The following is a 17,291-nucleotide window of genomic DNA, read 5'->3' as shown; positions in this document are numbered from 1 at the left end:
CGCGCCAGTGGCGTACAGCCAACGATCAGTTCACCCGCTCGGTTCCGCAATTCCAGTAAAAAATTTCAGATCATGGGTCGTTCGACTCGAATGACCTCCACAGCATGAAAAGGCCTCGCCGGCCGGCCGAAGACCAGCAGGCCACGCTTTGCATCGGGAACGAAGGCATCGAGCCGGTCAGCGCGTCGCGCGTCGCGTCGCCCGCACAACGGTAGGCGCTGTAACGGCACCCGCTGCTTGGACGCGAAAAGTGCGCCCATCGATGTCTTGAGCTGGTCATCCGACGAAGCCAGATGATGCGGAAGCGGTTGTCTTAGCTCCTGCGGCTCCGGCAGCAGGCTGAAGGCAACGAGGCATCCCCCGGCTCCAAGCGCAGCCGATATAGGCGCGACCCATAGAGGGTGGCAGTTTCACCAATTATCTCGCGCGGCTCGAGCGGTCTCTGGATCTGTCCTTGCACGCACGATTCAATCAGATCGAAATCAGATCTAGCTGCGTATGCGAATCAGGCACGTGCGTGGGTTTCGAGCACAGAGACAGAAGCCTCCCCGGTCCGATCCCGAATTTTTGCGGATAGACCTTTTTTCTAAAGCGTCTTTTTACATATCCGCGTGCCTAGTTTTCTGCTTTTCTAAGTCGCTACGCCCATGCCGGCCCAAATCGAAACAGTGTGTACCTCATGGGGCCATTATGCGTTCAGATATCAATCACGAAAGTCTCTCTTCGAGCTACGAACAGTGTATGGTTTTCTTGAGAAGCGCATTCCTTTGCGCAATTGGCGAAAGGCAAGAAGACCTTCGCCTTCGAGATTCTATTCGGAGCGCATTCGACAATCTAGATGCGGCACGAAGCGCTGCGAATTCTTCGAATATCGTCCCATTTCGCCGGAATGCACCGAAGGCGCTCTAGGCCGGAAGAATGGGACGATGGCACTGGCGTTTGCCGCCTCGGACCATCTCTGACGTCGATCTATTCGAGATCACACTGCCAGCCTACCCACGCAGCGCGGACCTACGCGCGACGATGGACGTGAGCTCTGCAGTCCGGCGCCAGCGTCAGAATTGTGAAGCAACGCACCTGCTGTGAGGCATCCGATTATCGACGAGGTTGTTTCAATTGCGCTCCGTGGTGCCCGCATCAACTGTGCTGGCGGGCCGCTCGCCATCCATCGTAACGTGTTCGGCGACCACGAGCTTGCAATCGGCCAGCGGGTCGAGTTCCGGCCTTTCAGGACGGGTGGCGGCGCTACAATCGCCGCCAATGCTAACCCGATCACCGCTGAGCGTGCCGAGGTGTTGCGATGCTTTGCATAACCTCGCGGGGGTAGTTGAAAAAAAGTCGGAGAGCGCTGAATCGCCCCCACCCGAACACGACGCCGCGCGACAATTGAAATGTTGGTCTGCAACTACTCGCCGACGCCGCGGCCGGCGTGTTACCCGGCCGCTCCTGCGTCTTCTCCGTCTCCGGCTTCCGATCAACGTCCGGTTTGACGGAGACCTTCGTCGTCGCGTCTCGATCCGGCTCGCCTTGGATCGACGCGACCTTCTTCAAAAGGTGGATGCAGTTCTCGCCGAGGGGCCCGTTGACCAGGCCGTGGGCAGCCATCGCTCGCCTCCTTCAAACAGAGCCGATCAATCGCGGGGCCGATGCTTCTCGGCAGCTAAGCCGTCGCGATCAGCCTGCTCGAAAGGAGCATGCGACCCCGTTGCATTCCTCGACCGCGGATTGGGCCCGGGCCGCCGCTGATCCTCATCTCCCGGCTGGCCAGGTCGCCGCGGCGTATGAAAGTTCCCCCGCGCTGAAGCATCGCCCTGCGCGAGCGGTGAAGCCGCCGCTTCCCACTCCTGGACGGCGGCGACCAGTTCGGCCAGTTCAGTAGCCCCCTGGGTGCCCTCTTTTGCATCGGCCAGACGATGTATTTTCGCGGCCGCTTCCGCGTATTCCTGCTGCGTTGATATGCGCATTGCTGAATTCTCGCCGTTCTGCCATCGCTCCACCGCGCTCTCGATAACGATCCGCGCAGGGTAGAGATGCCGCGTCTCGGTGACGCCATCGCTGAGCAGCCACTCCTGCCCCGACCTTCGGACTACAATTGATGCCCGACATGTCGTTCCCCGATCGCCTCCCGGAAACGCGCGACCGTTCAAGCTCGATCGGAGCATCCGAGAGGCGAATGGCCTGACGCCGAGATCAGGCAGCTTTCTTATTCGCCGAGCCGATGCCGATCTTGGACAGGAGCTGGTCCGTCTTGGTCTCTTCGGCGAGCGTCTGATTGAGCAGCGCGACAGCATCGGTAAGGCCCAGCTCCCCTGCCCAGGTCTTCAGCGTGCCGTAGCGAGCAATCTCGTAGTGCTCTACCGCCTGCGCGGCGCCGACCAGCCCCGCATCGATCGCCGGGCTGCCCTCGAACTCCTCGATGATGCTCTTGCCCTCCTCGATGATGCCGACGATGGCGTCGCAGGTCTTGCCACGCGGGGCCTTGCCGAGAATCTCGAAGACCTCCGTGAGCCGCTCGACATGTGTTTCGGTTTCGTCGCGATGGGTTTCGAACAGTTTCCTGACCTCCGGCGAATTCGCCGCGCGCGCCATCTTGGGGAGCGCCTTCAGAATCTGCTTTTCGGCGTAGTAGATGTCCTTGAGCGTGTCTAGAAACAGGTCGTCGAGCTTCTTGGGTTCGGTTGCCATAAGGGCCTCCCTTGGTGGGTTGAAACTCCCTAAACCGAAGGGGCTTTCGGCGGTTCCCGCCTGAGGAGCGTTCTCCTAGTCGGGCGAGCACCCTGCGGCGACGTCGTGGGTAGATAGCGCTTTGCCGACTTTGAACCGAGCGCTGTTTCGTCGATTCCTTCTCTGGAAGAAGGCCATCATGTCCGACGATAAGCACTAGCGCGGACCCCCGGATCGTTCGCGAATCAATATCCGAGAGGACTAAGAGGTTCGCTATTGGACCGACAAGCTGGCTATCTCCAAAGCTCAACTCGAGGAGGTCGTCCGCAAGGTCGGGCCGTTGGCCAGCGCGGTGGAAGAAGAGCTTCGAAAGCAGCCTTGACGCAGGCAAGATTTAGACCCGTCCATTGACCCAGCCGGAAATGGCCAATGCGCTCGGATTGTCGACCGTTCACATGAATATGAAACTGCGCGAGATTCGCGAGGCGGGGCTTCTGACGCTTGAGGCAATCGGTTGAAGGTGCTCGACTGGGAGGGCCTCTGCACCTTGGCGGATTTCGATCCAGACTACCTCCACATCAAAAGAACAGCGGCGCCAGAACGCAGATAGTGGAACTCCCTCGGCGCAACTGCATTCTGCAAATATGCCAAGATACTTCTTCCACACTCGCGATGGCGAGAAGTTCGATCTGGATGACGAGGGCACGGAACTGCCCGATGAGCAAAGCGCTTACAACGCTGCCAAGGAGCTGCTCACCGCAATGAATATCGAGAAGCTGCCGAACGGGGATCACATTTCAATGGCGGTGACTGTCCAGGACGCTGTTGGCGGAGAGATCTGCGTAGCGACGCTCGAACTGCACACAAATCGGCCCTGAACCAATAACCTCTACGACCTCAGTTCGCATGCTTTGACCAGCTCCTCATGGGTCGCACGCCACCACAAAGCCCAGACCAGATCGTCGGGCAGTCCGGAGCTCCACGGGTGATGCCGGGCGGCGGTCTCCATAGGCACGAGCTCGCCGGTTACCTCAACGACGACGAGCGGCCCTTCATGGGACATCAGCACTCTGTCAAGCGGCAGCTCGCTTGCAGGCACGGGATAGCGTCGGCGGCGGCGCTCGGTCTCCGCTGCTTTCGCGTCTTCGTCTTCGGCGGTGGATTTCGCCGCTTCGCGCCTTTGCCTTCGAGCTTCCGGGTCGCTGCGTTCCGCGGCTGCTTCAATCGCCGGCCATCTCCTGCGAAGTTCATAGAACGATCGAAACGGAACGTGCCAGGCCTTGTCCTCGCCGTTCCACCACGCCCATGGCACCGCGCGTAATTCCTCGACGACGGTTCGCGAATAGGGGTGCGCAACACGATCTCATCGGCGCCCTCCAGATAAGGACTTACGATCGGCTCGAACGAGAAGTAATCGCGACCACGCTCATCAGGACTAATGCTCCTCGGAGCTCGCGGTCGAGCCATCGTATCGCGCGAAGCAGATCTGCGGTTCCCGTTCGGGAACGATGCGGCCATCGAGCTTCGCCAGCTTAAGGCAGCCTTAAGCTGACGGGAGGAATCCGGCGTCGAGGGAATGACATGCGCGTTCTGATCGTCGAAGACGACCCCATCCTTGCCGACGGGCTTGCCGTGAGCTTGAAGATCCATGGCATCAGCGCAGAGTTCGTCGGCTCCTGTGGCGTTGGCGAGCCGGAGAGAGCAGCATCCTTGTGGAAGACGAGGGGCGGGGTATTCCCGTCGATGAACTCGCGCTGGTCATGCAGCGCTTCTATCGGGGCCGAGAGCAACACCACAACGGAAGCGGGTTGGGTTTGGCGATTGCGGAAGCTGCGCTTGCGCACCTTCGCGAAAGCAAAGTCGAGCTAAGGAATATGGAAGGTGGCGGACTCCGGGCAACCGTTTCGCTCCTGAATACCGCGAGGCAGCAAAGCTCGCATCAGTAAGGCTAGCCGCGCTCCGCCAAAGTTGTGCCCAGAATCGACCGAATGGCCGGGGCAAAGGATTATCGGCTGATCGCCTATCGCGACGACAACGCGACGGGTTATCCATTGGTCACCGGCGATATTTTTACTCCGCGCATCGCGACGCCGGCGCAGTACCAGACGCAGATACTCGATCCCCTCTATGACAGCCTTGCGAATGTCGATCGGGAAGGCATTCTGCGTCATCCCTGGCTCAATTCCCGCGGAGAGATTCCTCGCTTCGACAGCAATGCAATCGAGATTAGTTTAACCGATACGCAGGAGAGCGTAGCGGCCGACCTGGCGGTGGCGGGAGGACGGCCGGCCCGTTCCAAACACTGTCGTTTGCAGCGATGCCGGGGGAGTAGGCCGTGGAGAAGCGCTACAGATCCGACAACGAGGATAAGGGTACAACGGGGACAATGATGCGTGATGGGCGCTTTGCGTCGCACAGGATGGTGTTACGAGCGACCCGCCGCCTGCGGCCTCGCCCTTCCGGATCGAAGGTATTGGGGTTGACGTCGAATTTCGGGAAATTCGAGGAGGAGATGTCGAGCCTGATCCGGTGACCGGCCTTGAACAAGGTCGCCGTGGCGAAGGGCTCGATGGTGATCCGGAACGGGACCTCCGGCTCGATCGGCTCCGGCTCCTCCCAGGAGTTGCGATAGCGGCAGCGGAAGATGCCGTCGGTCAGATTGAGCGCGAAACCGGTGGGATAATCCGCGGAGGGCGGATGCATATCGACAAGCTTGGCGGTGAAATCGGTGTCGGGCGCGTCGGACGCCACCCAGAGCTCGACCGTGATCGGCCCGACCACCGCCATGTCCTCTTCCAGCGGCATGCTTTCGAAGGCGAGCACGTCACGCCGCGCGATCAGCGGCATGCCGGCAGCGCGCGAGCCGAAGAAGCGCGGCCCCTCGCGCTGATCGAAGCCGCCACCCTCGAAGATTGGCTGGCCGCTCGTCAGCGCGCCGCCGATGGTCGGGACTGGGTCGGCCGGGTCGAAATCATAGGTCAGGGGCGCGGCGTCGGCGGCCGGCTCGTCGCGCGAGAGCTGCCCGTTGCCATGGATGTACCAATCCTGCCGTTCCGTGCCCGGCAGCGGCCAGTTCGAGGCCTCGATCCAGCGCCCGCCCTGGACGAGCCGCCCGTCGGCATTCTTCTCGCCCGAGCCGCCGCCCATCAGGAAGAGGCGCAGCGTCGGGTCGGCCTCCAGCCCGTTGGGCTCGTCCCGGAGCCAGCGATCGAACCACCGCCGGCGGAAATCGAGCCAGTTCGTCCCGACATTGCCGTCGAAGGGCGCGGCCTCGCCGAAGGAAACATCTCCCGCGAAGGTGGACTGGCGGTTCCCGTGCAGGCTGGGTCCCATGATGACGTTGAGATGGCGGCGTCCCGATGCGCCCAGGCCCGCGAAATTGTCGAAGGTCGTCTTCACATAGACGTCGTACCAGCTCGACATCAGCAGGATGGGGATGTCCGGCACCGCGTCGTAAAAGCCCTCCAGCCAGAGGCCCGGCCGTTTCCACTCGGGGCCGAAGGAGCCGGCGCGCCACTGATCGAGCAGATAGGTCTCGTATTCCGGCACCCAGCGCACCGGCGAGCGCCCCTCGCTCCACGGCATCACGCGGAACCAGGCGTGCAAATCCTCCGCGGCTAGGCCGGCGGCGACCACGGGGTCGGCGAGGGCATCCGGGCTTTCCTGCGCCCGGTTATAGGCCCAGGTCGCCTGCTTGAGCTCGAAGGCGCCGCCTTGCCGGATGCCGCATTGGAAGGCGTTCGAGAAGCCACCGGAATCGAGGATCATGCAGGCGAGGCCGGGCGGAGTCAGCGAAGCCAGTGCCGCCTGGGTGTGGGCGGCGTAGGACAGGCCCATCGTGCCGATTCTGCCATTGCACCAGGGCTGCGTGACGATCCAGGCGCAGGTGTCGTAGCCGTCCTCCGCGTCGGAAACGTATTTGACGAACTCGCCTTCCGAGCCGTAGCGGCCGCGGCAATCCTGATAGACCACCGCATAGCCGGCCCGGACGAAATGAGCGGCCACATCGGAGCGCGCCATGGGCTTGGCCTCACCACGGCCGATCTCGGCGCGCGAGCGCTCGGCCTTGCCATAGGGCGTGCGCTCCATCACGACCGGGAACGGGCCAGGAAAGGGCTGCCCGTCCCGCGCCGGCAGATAGATATCGGTGGCAAGCCGGATGCCGTCCCGCATCGTCACCATCACGTCTTTCAGCGTGACGACATCGCCATCGGTCGCGACGGATGCGGGATGCTCAGAGCCGGCCTTCATCGACAGGGTGCTCATTTCGCCAGCCCCGCCCGCGCCGCCGTAGTGTCCTCGGCCATGTTCGCCTCATAAGTGATGTTGCCTTTCGAGGCCCAGGCGATCTTCTGCCAATAGAGCGGAATCACTGGCAGATCGGCGAAGACCATCTTCGTCGCGGCCTGGATCGCGGCAATGCGCTTGCCCTCGTCGAACTGCGTCAACGCTTCCGACAGCGCCTTGTCGAAGGCGGGGTTGGAATAGCGCGCGCGGTTGAAGCCGCCGGTTCCGGCCTTGGGATCGGCGGTCATGAACAGGTTGCGCAGGCCGGGGCCGGCGGTCGGCGTCGTCGTGCCGAAAGAGAAGATGAAGGCAGAGAAGCTTTGCCGGCTCGCGGCGCCTGCGTAGACGTTGTAGGGTTGCGTGACGACGCCGTTCACCTTGATGCCGCCACGCGCGAACATCTGGCCGATCGCCTGCGCGATGTCCTTGTCCCCGGCGAAGCGGTCGTTCGAGGAATGGATGGTGATGCCGAAACCGTCCTTCAGCCCGGCCTGCTGCAATAGGGCCTTGGCCCCGGCGAGGTCATAGGCGAGGGGCTGGAGTGAGGGGTCGAAGCCGGCGACACCGTCCGGCACGAGCTGGCCGGCCGGCACGCCCCCCCCGTTGAGCAAACGCTCGACGATCGCTGGCACGTTGATCGATTTGGCGAGGGCCTGGCGGACGCGCGAATCCCGGAGCGGGTTCGGCTTCAGCGGCTTGCCATCCTTGTCGGTAACGAAGGGGCTCTCCTCCCGCGCCGTGTCGAGTGCGAGATAGATCAGCCGGGCCGAGGGGATCGTATGCACCTTCAAGCCCGCCGTCTTCTCCAGCACGGGCAGATCGGCGGGCGGGACGCCGTCGATCAGGTCGACCGCACCCGAGCGCAGCGCCGCGACGCGCGCCGCGTCATTGGCGATGAAGCGGATCGTCACCGTCTCGAAAAAGGGCTCCGCGCCCCAATAGCCATCATTGCGCGTGAGGACGACGCGGTCTCCCGGCACCCATTCCTTGAACCTGTAAGGGCCGGAGCCGACGAGTCCGTCGCCCTTGTTGTAGTCCTGCAAGGTCTTGCCCTCGGCGGCGGCCCTTTCGAGGATGTAGACGAAGCCGATCCGCTCCATCAGGTCCGGCGTCGGGGCGTCGGTCTTCACCTCCAGCGTCGTCGCGTCCAGCGCCTTGACGGAGATCACGCCCGAGACGTTGTTGGAAAACGGGGCCGGGCTGTTCGGGACATTGCGCGCCCGCTCCAGCGAGAATGCGACATCGTCGGCCGTGACCGGCTTGCCGTTCTGGAAGCGAGCGTCTTTGCGTAGGGTGACACGCCAGGTCGTCGGGTCGAGCGTCGTCCAGCTCTCGGCGAGGCTCGGATGCATGCCCAGATGGGCATCCGTCTCCACGAGCCGGTCGAAGATCTGCATGGCGATGTTCTGGTTCGGGCCGGTGCGCGAGAACAGCGGGTCCATCGCGGAGGGTTCGCTCGCCGTGCCGATGACGAGGTCGGCAGCCTGCGCCCCTCCCGGCGAGCCGAGGCAGGCGACGCTCGCGAGCAATGGGAGGAATGCGGCGAGGCGGGGCTTGAAGCTCATGAGATTCTCCTCCTCAGGCGCAGCCGCCGGCCGATAACGGCACGGCCGGGGCGTCGTTGAGATGGCAGGCGCTGAGATGCCGCTTGGCGACCGGCTTCAGGAGCGGCCGGGCCTGGGCGCAAGGCGAGAAGACGCGCGGGCAGCGAGGATGGAAGGTGCAGCCTGCCGGGGGATGCAGCGGCGAGGGGATTTCGCCGCGGATCGGCGTGAAGGCGCGCCGGCGCTCCTTGACCGAAGGCAATTCGCCCAGCAGGGCGGTGGTATAGGGGTGGTTCGGCGCGGCGAAGAACGACTCGGCCGGCGCGGTTTCCACCACGCGCCCGAGATACATGATCGCGACCCGGTCGCTGATATGCTTCACCACGCCGAGATCATGGCTGATGAAGAGATAGGTCAGGCCGAGCTCCTCGCGCAAGTCCATGAACAGGTTGATCACCTGCGCCTGGATCGAGACGTCCAGCGCGGAGACCGACTCGTCGCAGATGATCATGCGCGGCTTGACCGCGAGCGCCCGGGCGATGCCGATGCGTTGGCGCTGCCCGCCGGAGAACTGATGCGGGTAGCGCTTGCGGTAGGAGGGGTCGAGGCCGACCTTCTCGAGCAGTTCGGCAACATAGTCGTCGACCTCCCCACGCCGGATGAGGCCGTGCACCCGCGGCGCCTCGCCGACAAGGTCGACGACGCGCTTTCGCGGGTTGAGCGAGGACATCGGGTCCTGGAAGATCACCTGGACGGCAAGGCGCATCTCCAGCGCTTCGCTGCGCGAAAGCGAGGCGACGTCCTTGCCTTGCCAGAGCAAGCTGCCCTCGGTCAGCGGCAGGAGCCCGGCGAGCAAACGGCCGAGCGTGGACTTGCCGCAGCCGGACTCACCAACGAGGCCAACCACCTCGCCTTGCTGGATGGCGATGTCGACGCCTTCCACGGCATGGACGGTCTCCTCGGAGATGTTGGCGCCCAGCGCCCTGGCGAGCTTCTCCGCCGCGTCGAGGCCGCGGGAGAAACGCCGGACGAGGCCGCGACCTTCGATCATTGCTCCGGTCATGCCGCCACTCCGGTCGCAAGCGGATGGTGGCAGCGGAAGCTGTGACTGGTTCCCTGCAATGCAGGCTCCTGCTGGCAGATATCGGTCGCGGCGAAGCAGCGAGTCCGGAAGGCGCAGCCGCCGGGCCGTGCCAGCGGGGAAGGCGAAAGACCGGGGATGGGGTGCAGCCTCTCGCCCCGGGCCGCATTGGCGGGCAAGGCATCCATCAGGCCGCGCGTATAGGGATGGGCCGGCCGGTCGAGCACGTCGTCGGTATAGCCGGTCTCGACGATGCGGCCGGCATACATCACCGCAATGCGGTCGGCGAGGCTGGCGACGACACCGAGATCATGGCTGATCCAGATCAGCGCCATGCCGAACTCCGTGGAAAGCCGGCGCACCTCGAACAGGATCTGGCTCTGGATGGTGACGTCGAGCGCCGTCGTCGGCTCGTCGGCGATGATCAGGTCGGGTTTGTGCAGCAAGGCGATGGCGATGGCGACGCGCTGGCGCATGCCGCCCGAGAACTGGTGCGGATAGGCCTTCAGCCGCTCCTCGGGAGAGGGGATGCCGACGAGGCCGAGCGTGTCGCGGGCCCGCTCGCGCGCCTCCTTCCACGAGACCGCATCATGGGCGAGCACGGCCTCGACCATCTGCGTCTCGATCGAGAGCACAGGATTGAGCGTCATCATCGGGTCCTGGAAGATCATCGCGATCTTCTTGCCGCGCAGGCGCCGCAAGCTCTCGGTCGGGAGGCCGACCAGATTCTCGCCCTGGAACAGGATGCGCCCGCCCGCGACCCGGCCGGGTGGCTCGATCAGGCCGAGGATCGAGAAGCCGGTGATCGACTTGCCCGAGCCGGATTCGCCGACGAGGCCGAGAATTTCGCCGCGGTCGATGCTGAAGGAGACGCCGTCCACGGCGCGAACGAGGCCAGCCGCGCTGGCGAACTGGGTTTCGAGGTTTTCGACGACGAGCACCGGCGTCATGGCTCAGCGCTCCGCCAGGCGGGGGTTCAGCACTTCGCGCAGGCGGTCGCCGACGATGTTGATGCTGAAGACGAGGATGAGCAGCAAAATCCCCGGATAGACGCTGATCCAGTACTGCCCGGAGAGCAGCACCTGATAGCCGTTGGCGATGAGCAGGCCGAGCGAGGGCTGCGTGATCGGCAGGCCGATGCCGAGGAAGGACAAAGTCGCCTCGGCCGAGATCGCATTCGCGACCTGGAGCGTGCCGATGACGATGAGGGGCGAGAGACAATTCGGCAGGAGATGTCCGAACAGCATGCGCGGTCGCGAGAGGCCCAGCATGCGCGCCGCCTCGATGTAATCCTTGCCCTTCTCGACCAGCGCCGCGGCGCGGACAGCGCGGGCGAACATTGCCCATTGCACCAGCACGAGGGCGAAGATGACCTTGCCCACCCCCTGGCCGAGGATCGCGAGCAGCATCAGCGCGACGAGCAGCGTCGGAAAGCCCAGCATCAAATCGACCAGCCGCATGATCAGGCTGTCGACGCGCCCGCCGAAATAGGCGGCGGAAAGGCCGAGCACGGTGCCGACCAGCAAGGCGACGAGACCGGCGAGCGCGCCGACGAGGAGCGAGGTCCGCAGGCCGTAGATCATGGCCGAGAGCATGTCGCGCCCCTGCACATCCGTGCCGAACCAGTAGACCGAACCGTTCATGCTCTCGGAGCCCGGCGGCAGCTTCGAATCCATGATGTCCAACGTCGACAGGTCGTAAGGATCCTGCGGTGCCAGCGCCGGGCCAAAGACGGCGGCCAGGATGAGCAGGATGCAGACGAAGGCGGCGATCGTCGCCTTCGGGCTCTTCAGGATACCGGCCAGCGAGCGGGCTAGGAGACTGTCGGAATCGGGGCGCAGCGCCGCGAACAAAGCGGGTTTCGCGAAGGCCATCAGTTGCGCCCCAGCCGGATGCGCGGATCGAGGATGGAATACAGCACATCGACCGCGAAGTTCAGCAGGATGAACAGGCTGACGACGACGAGCAGGTAGGCGACCACCACCGGGCGGTCGAGCCGCATGATCGAGTCGATCAGGAGCTTGCCGATGCCGGGCCAGGCGAAGATCGTCTCGGTGACGACGCCGAAGGCGATCAACGAGCCGATCTCCATGCCGATCACCGTGACGAGCGGGATCATGATCGTCTTCAGCACATGGACCAGCACGACCCGGCGCTCGCTCAGGCCCTTGGCGCGGGCGAACTTGACGAAATCGAGCGGCATGGTCTCGCGCACGCCGGTTCGCGTCAGCCGGATGACGAGCGCCAGCTTGAAAAGTGCGAGATTGATCGCCGGTAGGATGAGATGGCGGATGCCTTCCCAGGAGGCGAAGCTGGTCTCGATGCCGAACATATGCCCGGTCGGACCGCGCCCGCTGGAGGGCAGCCATCCCAGCCAGACCGAGAAGATCATCACCAGCATCATGCCCTGCCAGAAATTCGGCAGGCTGAAGCCGAGGATCGAACCGGTCATGATCGTCTCGTCTGCGACCGAGCGCGGCTTCAGGCCGGCGATCAGGCCCAGTGGAATGCCGAAGACGAGCGCGATCAGAATCGCGACGAAGGCGAGTTCCAGCGTGGCCGGCAGGCGCTCCAGGATCAGCGAGATCGAGGGCTGGTTGAACACGAAGGAGCGCCCGAGATCGCCGTGCAACGCATTGCCGAGAAAGGCGAGGAACTGGATCGGCAGCGGCTTGTCGAGGCCAAGCGACGCTTCGACCTGCGCGCGTTCGGCCGCCGTCGCATCGGGCGCGATCAGCATCTCCGCGGGATCGCCGATGGCGTAGACGCCGACGAAGACGATGACAGCGGTCGCCGCCAGCACCAATATGCTCTGCATCAGTCGTCGAATGACGAAGACTGTCATCGAAGGCTCCCGGCGTCCGATACGGCGGCGTGATCGCCGTTCACGTATCGTGGCGACCATGGGCGGCACCGGAAGCCCGCGCAACCTTATGCGCAAAGCGCATCGGGCTATGCTTTGCCTTGCGCCTCGAGCCGGTTCTTCAGGATCTCGATGAAGGCTTCAGCGGAGCGCGAGAGCGGCGCGCCCTTGAGCGTGACGATGCCGTAGGCGCCGTGGATGCAGGGGCTGAAGGGGCGCTGCTCGATCGGCAGGTGCCGATAGAGCCCGGCGATCAGCTCCGGTACCACGGCGACGCCGAGCCCGCGCGCGACCAGGCCGCAGGTGGCCTCGACGGAATGGACCTCGATGCGCACAATCGGGAAGACGCCGGCCCGCCGCAACAGCCGCTCGAAGCGCAGGCGCGCCGGGCGTTGGCGGCCCAGCATGATAATGCCGTGCCCCGACAGGTCGCGCGGCGTCAGGGTCGCCTTGGCCGCGAGCGGATGGCCTGATGGCATGATGCAGACGGATTCGGAGCGCACGATCTCGCGGGCATCGAAGCCCTTGTCGCGCGGCGGCAGGCCAACGAAACCGATGTCCGCGACGCGCGCCAGTACCATCTGTTCGATCGCGTCGTAATGGCCGCCGATCAATTCGACCGATGCGTCGCGTCGCTCAGACAGATAGGTCTCGATCACCTCCGGCATCAGCGTCGCGATGAAGGAATGCGGCACCGCCACCTTCAGGAAGCGCTGGCCGACGGTTCCGGCTCGCAGATCCTCGGTGTAGCGCTTCAGCCGCGCGACAAGCGAGGTCAGTTCGCCGACCTCGTCCATCAGGGCGAAAGCTTCAGGCCGCGGCAGCAGACGCCCCTTTCTGCGCTCGAAGAGCTCGAAGCCCAGCTCCTCCTCGAGTTGGGTGAGCTGGCGGCTGACGGCCGATTGCGAAAGCCCTAGCGCGGTGGCCGCCGCGATGGTGGAGCCGCCCGCCATCACGGAACGGAAGATCTCGATCTGCCGGATCTTCACGGGCTGAAGTTCACGTGGTGCAGCGGCAGCATGAGATCGTGCAAGATCGTTGTCATCTGAGTGCGGTGTTGGAGGGCCCAGAAACCAGACAACCATGGATCATGTCAAAGGTACTGCCGATGCGAAGGCAGGGTGCAGTAAGTAAGCGCCGCGCCCGTTGGCCTGCCCCCTGAAAAGTGGTCCTCCGTGAAGTAGGCTTTTGGAGCCTTGGAGGTTGCCGCTATGGCGCAGAGGAAGCATTAGCCTGAAGAGATCGTCGCGAAGCTGCGGCAGGTCGACGTGTTGTTGTCGCAAGGTCGGCCCACCGGCATCGAGGGCGCCAAAGCTGACGCCAAGCCGAATCCATCCCTCTTCATCAACAATTCGGAGCCGACCATCACGGACGACGTCATCGTAATCGGAGGCAGCTTTGCCGATCTCGCCGGCGCCCTCCAACTCGGCCGCGCCCGCCGCAACGTTTCCGTTCTCGATACCGGCCTGCCGCGGAATCGCTTCGCCGGTCATTCGCATGGCATGCTCGGCCACGATCACAAGCCACCGCTCGACATCCTGGCCGAGGCGGCGGCAGCTGGCGCGCTATCCCACGATCAAACTGGTCAAAGCCCGGGCGGATAGCGTCTCCGGCGGCATAGACGATTTCTACGTCCGCACCAGCGGATAAAGGATGCCCAGGCGCTCGGGTTGGACAGCGGATTTCGGCGCGCTTCAAAAAGCTCTTGGTGGACGAGGCGGGAAGCGTACCAGTCATCGCTGCGCGGAATCTTGCGGCTCAACCGCGCCCCGCACGGCTCGACGCGTTCAGGCACGATCTTCCGCCGGCGGCTGAGCGGCGGCCCCTTGACGGTGTCGCAGCCCAGCCCGGCTCTGAGAATCCGACGCGCACACATCGAACGCAACTCAACAGCCCAACGAGTCGCGAACGGGCGCCGATGTGATTCGTTCCGGTGGAACTGGATGGCATCCCGCATGTTCGCACTTCCAGACGAAGGAGCAGCGAAATGCCGTTCGAGCACATCACTACCCCCACGGCTTCCACGACAGCCGGCGATTGAGCTTCACCCGCGTAGGTTTTGAGACTTGCCATGCCATGCCTCTGTATCGCTTCATCACCAACAACGACCGCTCGCACTCCGTCGATCTTGATTTGCCAAGCGACATCGCAGCCCGACGGGAAGCGCGAAAGGCCTTTGCCGAGGCCGCGTACGATGCGCTAGCCGACAGCGACCGTTGCGAGATGACAATGCAGGTGGAGCTGAATCGGCGAGTGATCTATCGAGGGCGCATCGCGTTCGATTGTGGCGACGTGAACGCTGAAAATGATTGAGGGAGGAAGTGCGGCGCGTGGAGCCGGGTTCCGACTGCGCGAAAAAGCCCGCACGATCGCACGCGCGTTACCGCGATCTCGGCCTACCGATGGGCCGAGTCCTGGACCGCAAATGGGCTTAAGTCAGGCTATGCCGCCTTCTTCGACGCGCGCCGCTCGGTCGCGAATGACACGCGCGCCGCGGTGCTCGCACCCGTATAGAGCGCCACCGGACCTGATCTCGCCGAATTTCAGATTGCCCTTCCAGTTCGCACGCGCCGCTACCATGGCACTCTTACTCCAGACGCAATACCACAGGTGTCAATGCGGAGCGGGGCGCTGGGTTCCAGAGGTGCGAAAGAGCCCTCCAGGGCAGATGCTGAATGATTGGAACAGCGATCYAATCACGCCAGTTGAATCGCTCGTCACTGATGTTCGTTACAAGGGGCTGCATCATGGACAACTCGAAACAGGATGGCGTCGCCTTCGTCTTCTTCCGCGTAACCAATCCATTTGAATACCGGGCCGCATTGGCAAGGTTGCGGGCCTTAGAGTCCGCCCCGCCGAATAGCGCGTTGGCTCAGGAGCGGACCCGCTTGGAATTGGCGGTGTCGCGATACCTGGCTACAGGGGGCGATCGGAAAGCCGAGCGATAGCGAGCGCGGGCCGCATCGATGGGACCTGGAGAGCTAGTGCGCAAATCGGTAGTCGCGATCACCGAAACGGCAAACCCCGCCACGGTGGTGGCGGGGTTCGCTGGGCCTCCAGCCCCTTGTCCGACCTTGGCCAGATCGGGCACCTCTCGGAAATCCGGATGGTGAACGCGGTCGAGTTCAGGAGGTTCCAGCGCCGCGAAAAGCCCGCCAGAGCGCCCAGCGGCCAAGTGAAGGAAGCCGCCGTTGCCCAGCATCGGCTTCCTGTAGGCATGTCGCTTTTGGGCGCGAAAACGGCCTCCTTTTCCCTAGAAGTGGACCGCAGGGAAAAATTTTGGGAGCAGGGCAACGGTTCGCAAGATCAAGGCCGATCGGAACCGCCGCCTTCGGCCGTAGTTTCGGAGTGGCACGAACCTTGTGATGTTGGCCAATGGCTATAGAAATCGAACGGAAATTTCTGGTAACCGGCGATGGATGGCGCCAGAGCGCCAGATCCGCAAGCTTGCTTCGTCAAGGCTACCTGAGCCCGGTCGGATTAGAGGCCACCGTCCGAGTTCGTTGCCTTTCAGACAAAGCGTGCTTGGCGATAAAGGGGCCGCGCGTTGGCCTCGCTCGGGCCGAATTCGAATACGAGATACCACTTGCGGACGGTGAAGAGATACTCAGAACGCTCTGCGAAAACCGCGAACTTAAGAAGGTGCGATACATCGTCGAAGCTGAGGGTCTGATCTGGAATATTGACGAGTTTCGGGGCGCCCACTCCGGTTTGGTACTAGCGGAAGTGGAGCTGACACGCGCTGACCAGCCCCTCAACCTTCCTGCTTGGGTCGGAGAAGAAATCACCGGTCGTCACGAATATCGGAACGCCGTGCTGGCCGAGGGAGGCATTGCATCACGAGCCGCGTTCAGGGCTTAACTACCGAACCCCACTATACTGCAGCGCCACCATCTCCGCCGGGAGTCGCCTGAGCTTGTCGGACGCTTCGGCGAGTGCGTCGGCGTCGATGGTGGCCGGGTCAATATCGACCGGCCCCAGCACGTTGTGAGCCATAGCGGTGACGTCGTGGGCCTCGACGAGGAGTGCGAGAAGTGCCTGATACAATGCTGTATTCATTCTAGCGCACGCGGATTTCGCATCGAGCGAGATAGCGACAGATGTTGAGCTCAAGCTCGGCCCGCTCCCGTGCTCGGGGAGAATCCTCGGCCGCGATCTCAAGCCGTCGCAAGCGCTCAAGTGCCTCGCGCAATTGCTCGGGGGTCTCAATAGGTTCGAATGTCGGCAGAATGCGGGTTTGGGTCGAGTTCTGCATCGTCATCCTCCAGGACGATATTTTGCAGAGAGTCGAAGGAAGCCGCACCGAAGGTGCGACTCTGACGCGCCTCCCTACCGCCTTCCGAGGATGCCCCTAAACACGTCGATGAAGGATTTCACCGGCGCTCGAAAGCGGCAGGATAAAAACCGGAGAAAATCAGAACGGTTCCCGCGCGCTAAGGCGATCTTGGCCTACCGATAGGCCGAGTCTTAAACGTCGACCGGAATCTGGCCAATTGAAGCGTGACTGGGCAAAAATTGCTAGATTGAGCCTTCCGAAGCCGATCTCAAGGCCATCCTCCGCTGTCGACCTCGGACAGTGGTTTCGAAGGACTTGCAGTGCGCGTCGATGCGTATGATGCCGCCGCTGCGGTGTCCAATTGAAGGGTAATCAAATCGGCCAGCTCGGCCGCCAAGTTTGATCCGGTCCGCAGTTCGCCGTTTGTTGAGTAGGCCCATTTCACTGCAGTCGTACGAGCGTCGATCAGGCGCGTGCTGACGCGCCACCTATCCGCTGACTGGCGAACGCTGCCTTCAACGATGTACAGGTGCGCTATTTGCTTGCCTCGGTCGCCGGCCACCGAACTAACCGGCC

At 63.3% G+C, this 17,291-nt stretch carries 17 protein-coding genes and 3 pseudogenes; 7 read left to right on the top strand and 13 right to left on the bottom strand.

Going from position 1 to position 17,291, the window contains the following annotated elements:
- Positions 1–1,272: 1,272 nt before the first annotated feature.
- Complete coding sequence (locus AC1DE3_RS27865) at positions 1,273–1,605, bottom strand: hypothetical protein (RefSeq protein ID WP_441514184.1); 333 nt, start codon at positions 1,603–1,605, stop codon at positions 1,273–1,275.
- A gap of 585 nt (positions 1,606–2,190) precedes the next feature.
- Positions 2,191–2,685: a YciE/YciF ferroxidase family protein gene (locus AC1DE3_RS27860; RefSeq protein WP_476798065.1), complete on the bottom strand. Its 495-nt coding sequence runs from the start codon at positions 2,683–2,685 to the stop codon at positions 2,191–2,193.
- Between the two features lie 256 nt (positions 2,686–2,941).
- On the opposite strand from AC1DE3_RS27860, the pseudogene AC1DE3_RS27855 reads away from it, so the two are divergent.
- Together AC1DE3_RS27855 and AC1DE3_RS27850 are read left to right on the top strand one after the other, a co-directional pair.
- Positions 2,942–3,046, top strand: a pseudogene (locus tag AC1DE3_RS27855) (DUF3606 domain-containing protein); the annotation flags it as partial.
- A gap of 262 nt (positions 3,047–3,308) precedes the next feature.
- Positions 3,309–3,542: a DUF6894 family protein gene (locus tag AC1DE3_RS27850; RefSeq protein ID WP_441514186.1), complete on the top strand. Its 234-nt coding sequence runs from the start codon at positions 3,309–3,311 to the stop codon at positions 3,540–3,542.
- 11 nt (positions 3,543–3,553) lie between these two features.
- Here the strand turns inward: AC1DE3_RS27850 and AC1DE3_RS27845 are convergent, their stop codons facing one another.
- Positions 3,554–3,976 (bottom strand): hypothetical protein, encoded by a 423-nt coding sequence (locus AC1DE3_RS27845; RefSeq protein WP_441514187.1) that lies wholly within the window; start codon positions 3,974–3,976, stop codon positions 3,554–3,556.
- A 400-nt stretch (positions 3,977–4,376) separates the two neighbouring features.
- Between AC1DE3_RS27845 and AC1DE3_RS27840 the strand changes: the two genes are divergently transcribed.
- Together AC1DE3_RS27840 and AC1DE3_RS27835 are read left to right on the top strand one after the other, a co-directional pair.
- Complete coding sequence (locus AC1DE3_RS27840; protein WP_441514188.1) at positions 4,377–4,610, top strand: ATP-binding protein; 234 nt, start codon at positions 4,377–4,379, stop codon at positions 4,608–4,610.
- Positions 4,611–4,652: 42 nt separating this feature from the next.
- Positions 4,653–5,054, top strand: coding sequence for a hypothetical protein (locus AC1DE3_RS27835; protein ID WP_441514189.1), 402 nt, complete (start codon positions 4,653–4,655; stop codon positions 5,052–5,054).
- Here the strand turns inward: AC1DE3_RS27835 and AC1DE3_RS27830 are convergent.
- The 7 genes from AC1DE3_RS27830 to AC1DE3_RS27800 form a co-directional block, all read right to left on the bottom strand.
- Positions 5,011–6,930 carry a CocE/NonD family hydrolase gene (locus AC1DE3_RS27830; RefSeq protein WP_441514190.1) on the bottom strand — a complete coding sequence of 640 codons (1,920 nt, stop codon included), beginning with the start codon at positions 6,928–6,930 and terminating at the stop codon, positions 5,011–5,013. The two genes, AC1DE3_RS27835 and AC1DE3_RS27830, sit on opposite strands and share 44 nt — an antisense overlap.
- Positions 6,927–8,516, bottom strand: a complete 1,590-nt coding sequence (locus AC1DE3_RS27825; protein WP_476852964.1) for an ABC transporter substrate-binding protein — start codon at positions 8,514–8,516, stop codon at positions 6,927–6,929. The genes AC1DE3_RS27830 and AC1DE3_RS27825 overlap by 4 nt, the downstream gene beginning before the upstream one ends.
- Positions 8,517–8,529: 13 nt before the next feature.
- Complete coding sequence (locus AC1DE3_RS27820) at positions 8,530–9,558, bottom strand: ABC transporter ATP-binding protein (RefSeq protein WP_441514192.1); 1,029 nt, start codon at positions 9,556–9,558, stop codon at positions 8,530–8,532.
- Positions 9,555–10,526, bottom strand: coding sequence for an ABC transporter ATP-binding protein (locus AC1DE3_RS27815; protein ID WP_441514193.1), 972 nt, complete (start codon positions 10,524–10,526; stop codon positions 9,555–9,557). Before AC1DE3_RS27815 ends, AC1DE3_RS27820 begins: the two co-directional genes overlap by 4 nt.
- A 3-nt stretch (positions 10,527–10,529) precedes the next feature.
- Complete coding sequence (locus AC1DE3_RS27810; protein WP_441514194.1) at positions 10,530–11,450, bottom strand: ABC transporter permease; 921 nt, start codon at positions 11,448–11,450, stop codon at positions 10,530–10,532.
- A complete protein-coding gene (locus tag AC1DE3_RS27805; protein WP_441514195.1) occupies positions 11,450–12,421 on the bottom strand; it encodes an ABC transporter permease in 972 nt (323 codons plus the stop codon). Before AC1DE3_RS27805 ends, AC1DE3_RS27810 begins: the two co-directional genes overlap by 1 nt.
- A 107-nt stretch (positions 12,422–12,528) precedes the next feature.
- Entirely contained in the window at positions 12,529–13,428 is a 900-nt protein-coding gene (locus AC1DE3_RS27800; protein ID WP_441514196.1) for a LysR substrate-binding domain-containing protein, read from the bottom strand.
- A gap of 375 nt (positions 13,429–13,803) precedes the next feature.
- Between AC1DE3_RS27800 and AC1DE3_RS27795 the strand changes: the two are divergent.
- The 3 genes and pseudogenes from AC1DE3_RS27795 to AC1DE3_RS27785 form a co-directional block, all read left to right on the top strand.
- Positions 13,804–14,080: pseudogene (locus tag AC1DE3_RS27795) on the top strand (NAD(P)/FAD-dependent oxidoreductase); the annotation flags it as partial.
- Between the two features lie 396 nt (positions 14,081–14,476).
- Complete coding sequence (locus AC1DE3_RS27790; protein ID WP_476852963.1) at positions 14,477–14,752, top strand: hypothetical protein; 276 nt, start codon at positions 14,477–14,479, stop codon at positions 14,750–14,752.
- A gap of 1,062 nt (positions 14,753–15,814) precedes the next feature.
- Positions 15,815–16,300, top strand: a complete 486-nt coding sequence (locus AC1DE3_RS27785; RefSeq protein WP_476798064.1) for a CYTH domain-containing protein — start codon at positions 15,815–15,817, stop codon at positions 16,298–16,300.
- On the opposite strand, the gene AC1DE3_RS27780 is transcribed toward AC1DE3_RS27785, so the two are convergent.
- The 3 genes and pseudogenes from AC1DE3_RS27780 to AC1DE3_RS27770 form a co-directional block, all read right to left on the bottom strand.
- Positions 16,301–16,498, bottom strand: coding sequence for a hypothetical protein (locus AC1DE3_RS27780; protein ID WP_441514199.1), 198 nt, complete (start codon positions 16,496–16,498; stop codon positions 16,301–16,303).
- A gap of 1 nt (position 16,499) precedes the next feature.
- Positions 16,500–16,694: a hypothetical protein gene (locus AC1DE3_RS27775; protein ID WP_441514200.1), complete on the bottom strand. Its 195-nt coding sequence runs from the start codon at positions 16,692–16,694 to the stop codon at positions 16,500–16,502.
- Between the two features lie 289 nt (positions 16,695–16,983).
- Positions 16,984–17,291, bottom strand: a pseudogene (locus AC1DE3_RS27770) (hypothetical protein); the annotation flags it as partial.

Source organism: Allobosea sp. 10L417 (genome assembly GCF_056395485.1).
Note: the sequence above shows the minus strand (reverse complement) of the source record. Positions and strands in the feature narration are given on the sequence as shown.

Coding starts and splice junctions, on each gene's coding strand:
- AC1DE3_RS27810 (WP_441514194.1), bottom strand. CDS start 11,450: ATGGCCTTCGCGAAACCCGCTTTGTTCGCGGCGCTGCGCCCCGATTCC.
- AC1DE3_RS27835 (WP_441514189.1), top strand. CDS start 4,653: ATGGCCGGGGCAAAGGATTATCGGCTGATCGCCTATCGCGACGACAAC.
- AC1DE3_RS27850 (WP_441514186.1), top strand. CDS start 3,309: ATGCCAAGATACTTCTTCCACACTCGCGATGGCGAGAAGTTCGATCTG.
- AC1DE3_RS27865 (WP_441514184.1), bottom strand. CDS start 1,605: ATGGCTGCCCACGGCCTGGTCAACGGGCCCCTCGGCGAGAACTGCATC.
- AC1DE3_RS27825 (WP_476852964.1), bottom strand. CDS start 8,516: ATGAGCTTCAAGCCCCGCCTCGCCGCATTCCTCCCATTGCTCGCGAGC.
- AC1DE3_RS27860 (WP_476798065.1), bottom strand. CDS start 2,685: ATGGCAACCGAACCCAAGAAGCTCGACGACCTGTTTCTAGACACGCTC.
- AC1DE3_RS27830 (WP_441514190.1), bottom strand. CDS start 6,930: ATGAGCACCCTGTCGATGAAGGCCGGCTCTGAGCATCCCGCATCCGTC.
- AC1DE3_RS27805 (WP_441514195.1), bottom strand. CDS start 12,421: ATGACAGTCTTCGTCATTCGACGACTGATGCAGAGCATATTGGTGCTG.
- AC1DE3_RS27815 (WP_441514193.1), bottom strand. CDS start 10,526: ATGACGCCGGTGCTCGTCGTCGAAAACCTCGAAACCCAGTTCGCCAGC.
- AC1DE3_RS27785 (WP_476798064.1), top strand. CDS start 15,815: ATGGCTATAGAAATCGAACGGAAATTTCTGGTAACCGGCGATGGATGG.
- AC1DE3_RS27820 (WP_441514192.1), bottom strand. CDS start 9,558: ATGACCGGAGCAATGATCGAAGGTCGCGGCCTCGTCCGGCGTTTCTCC.
- AC1DE3_RS27775 (WP_441514200.1), bottom strand. CDS start 16,694: ATGCAGAACTCGACCCAAACCCGCATTCTGCCGACATTCGAACCTATT.
- AC1DE3_RS27780 (WP_441514199.1), bottom strand. CDS start 16,498: ATGAATACAGCATTGTATCAGGCACTTCTCGCACTCCTCGTCGAGGCC.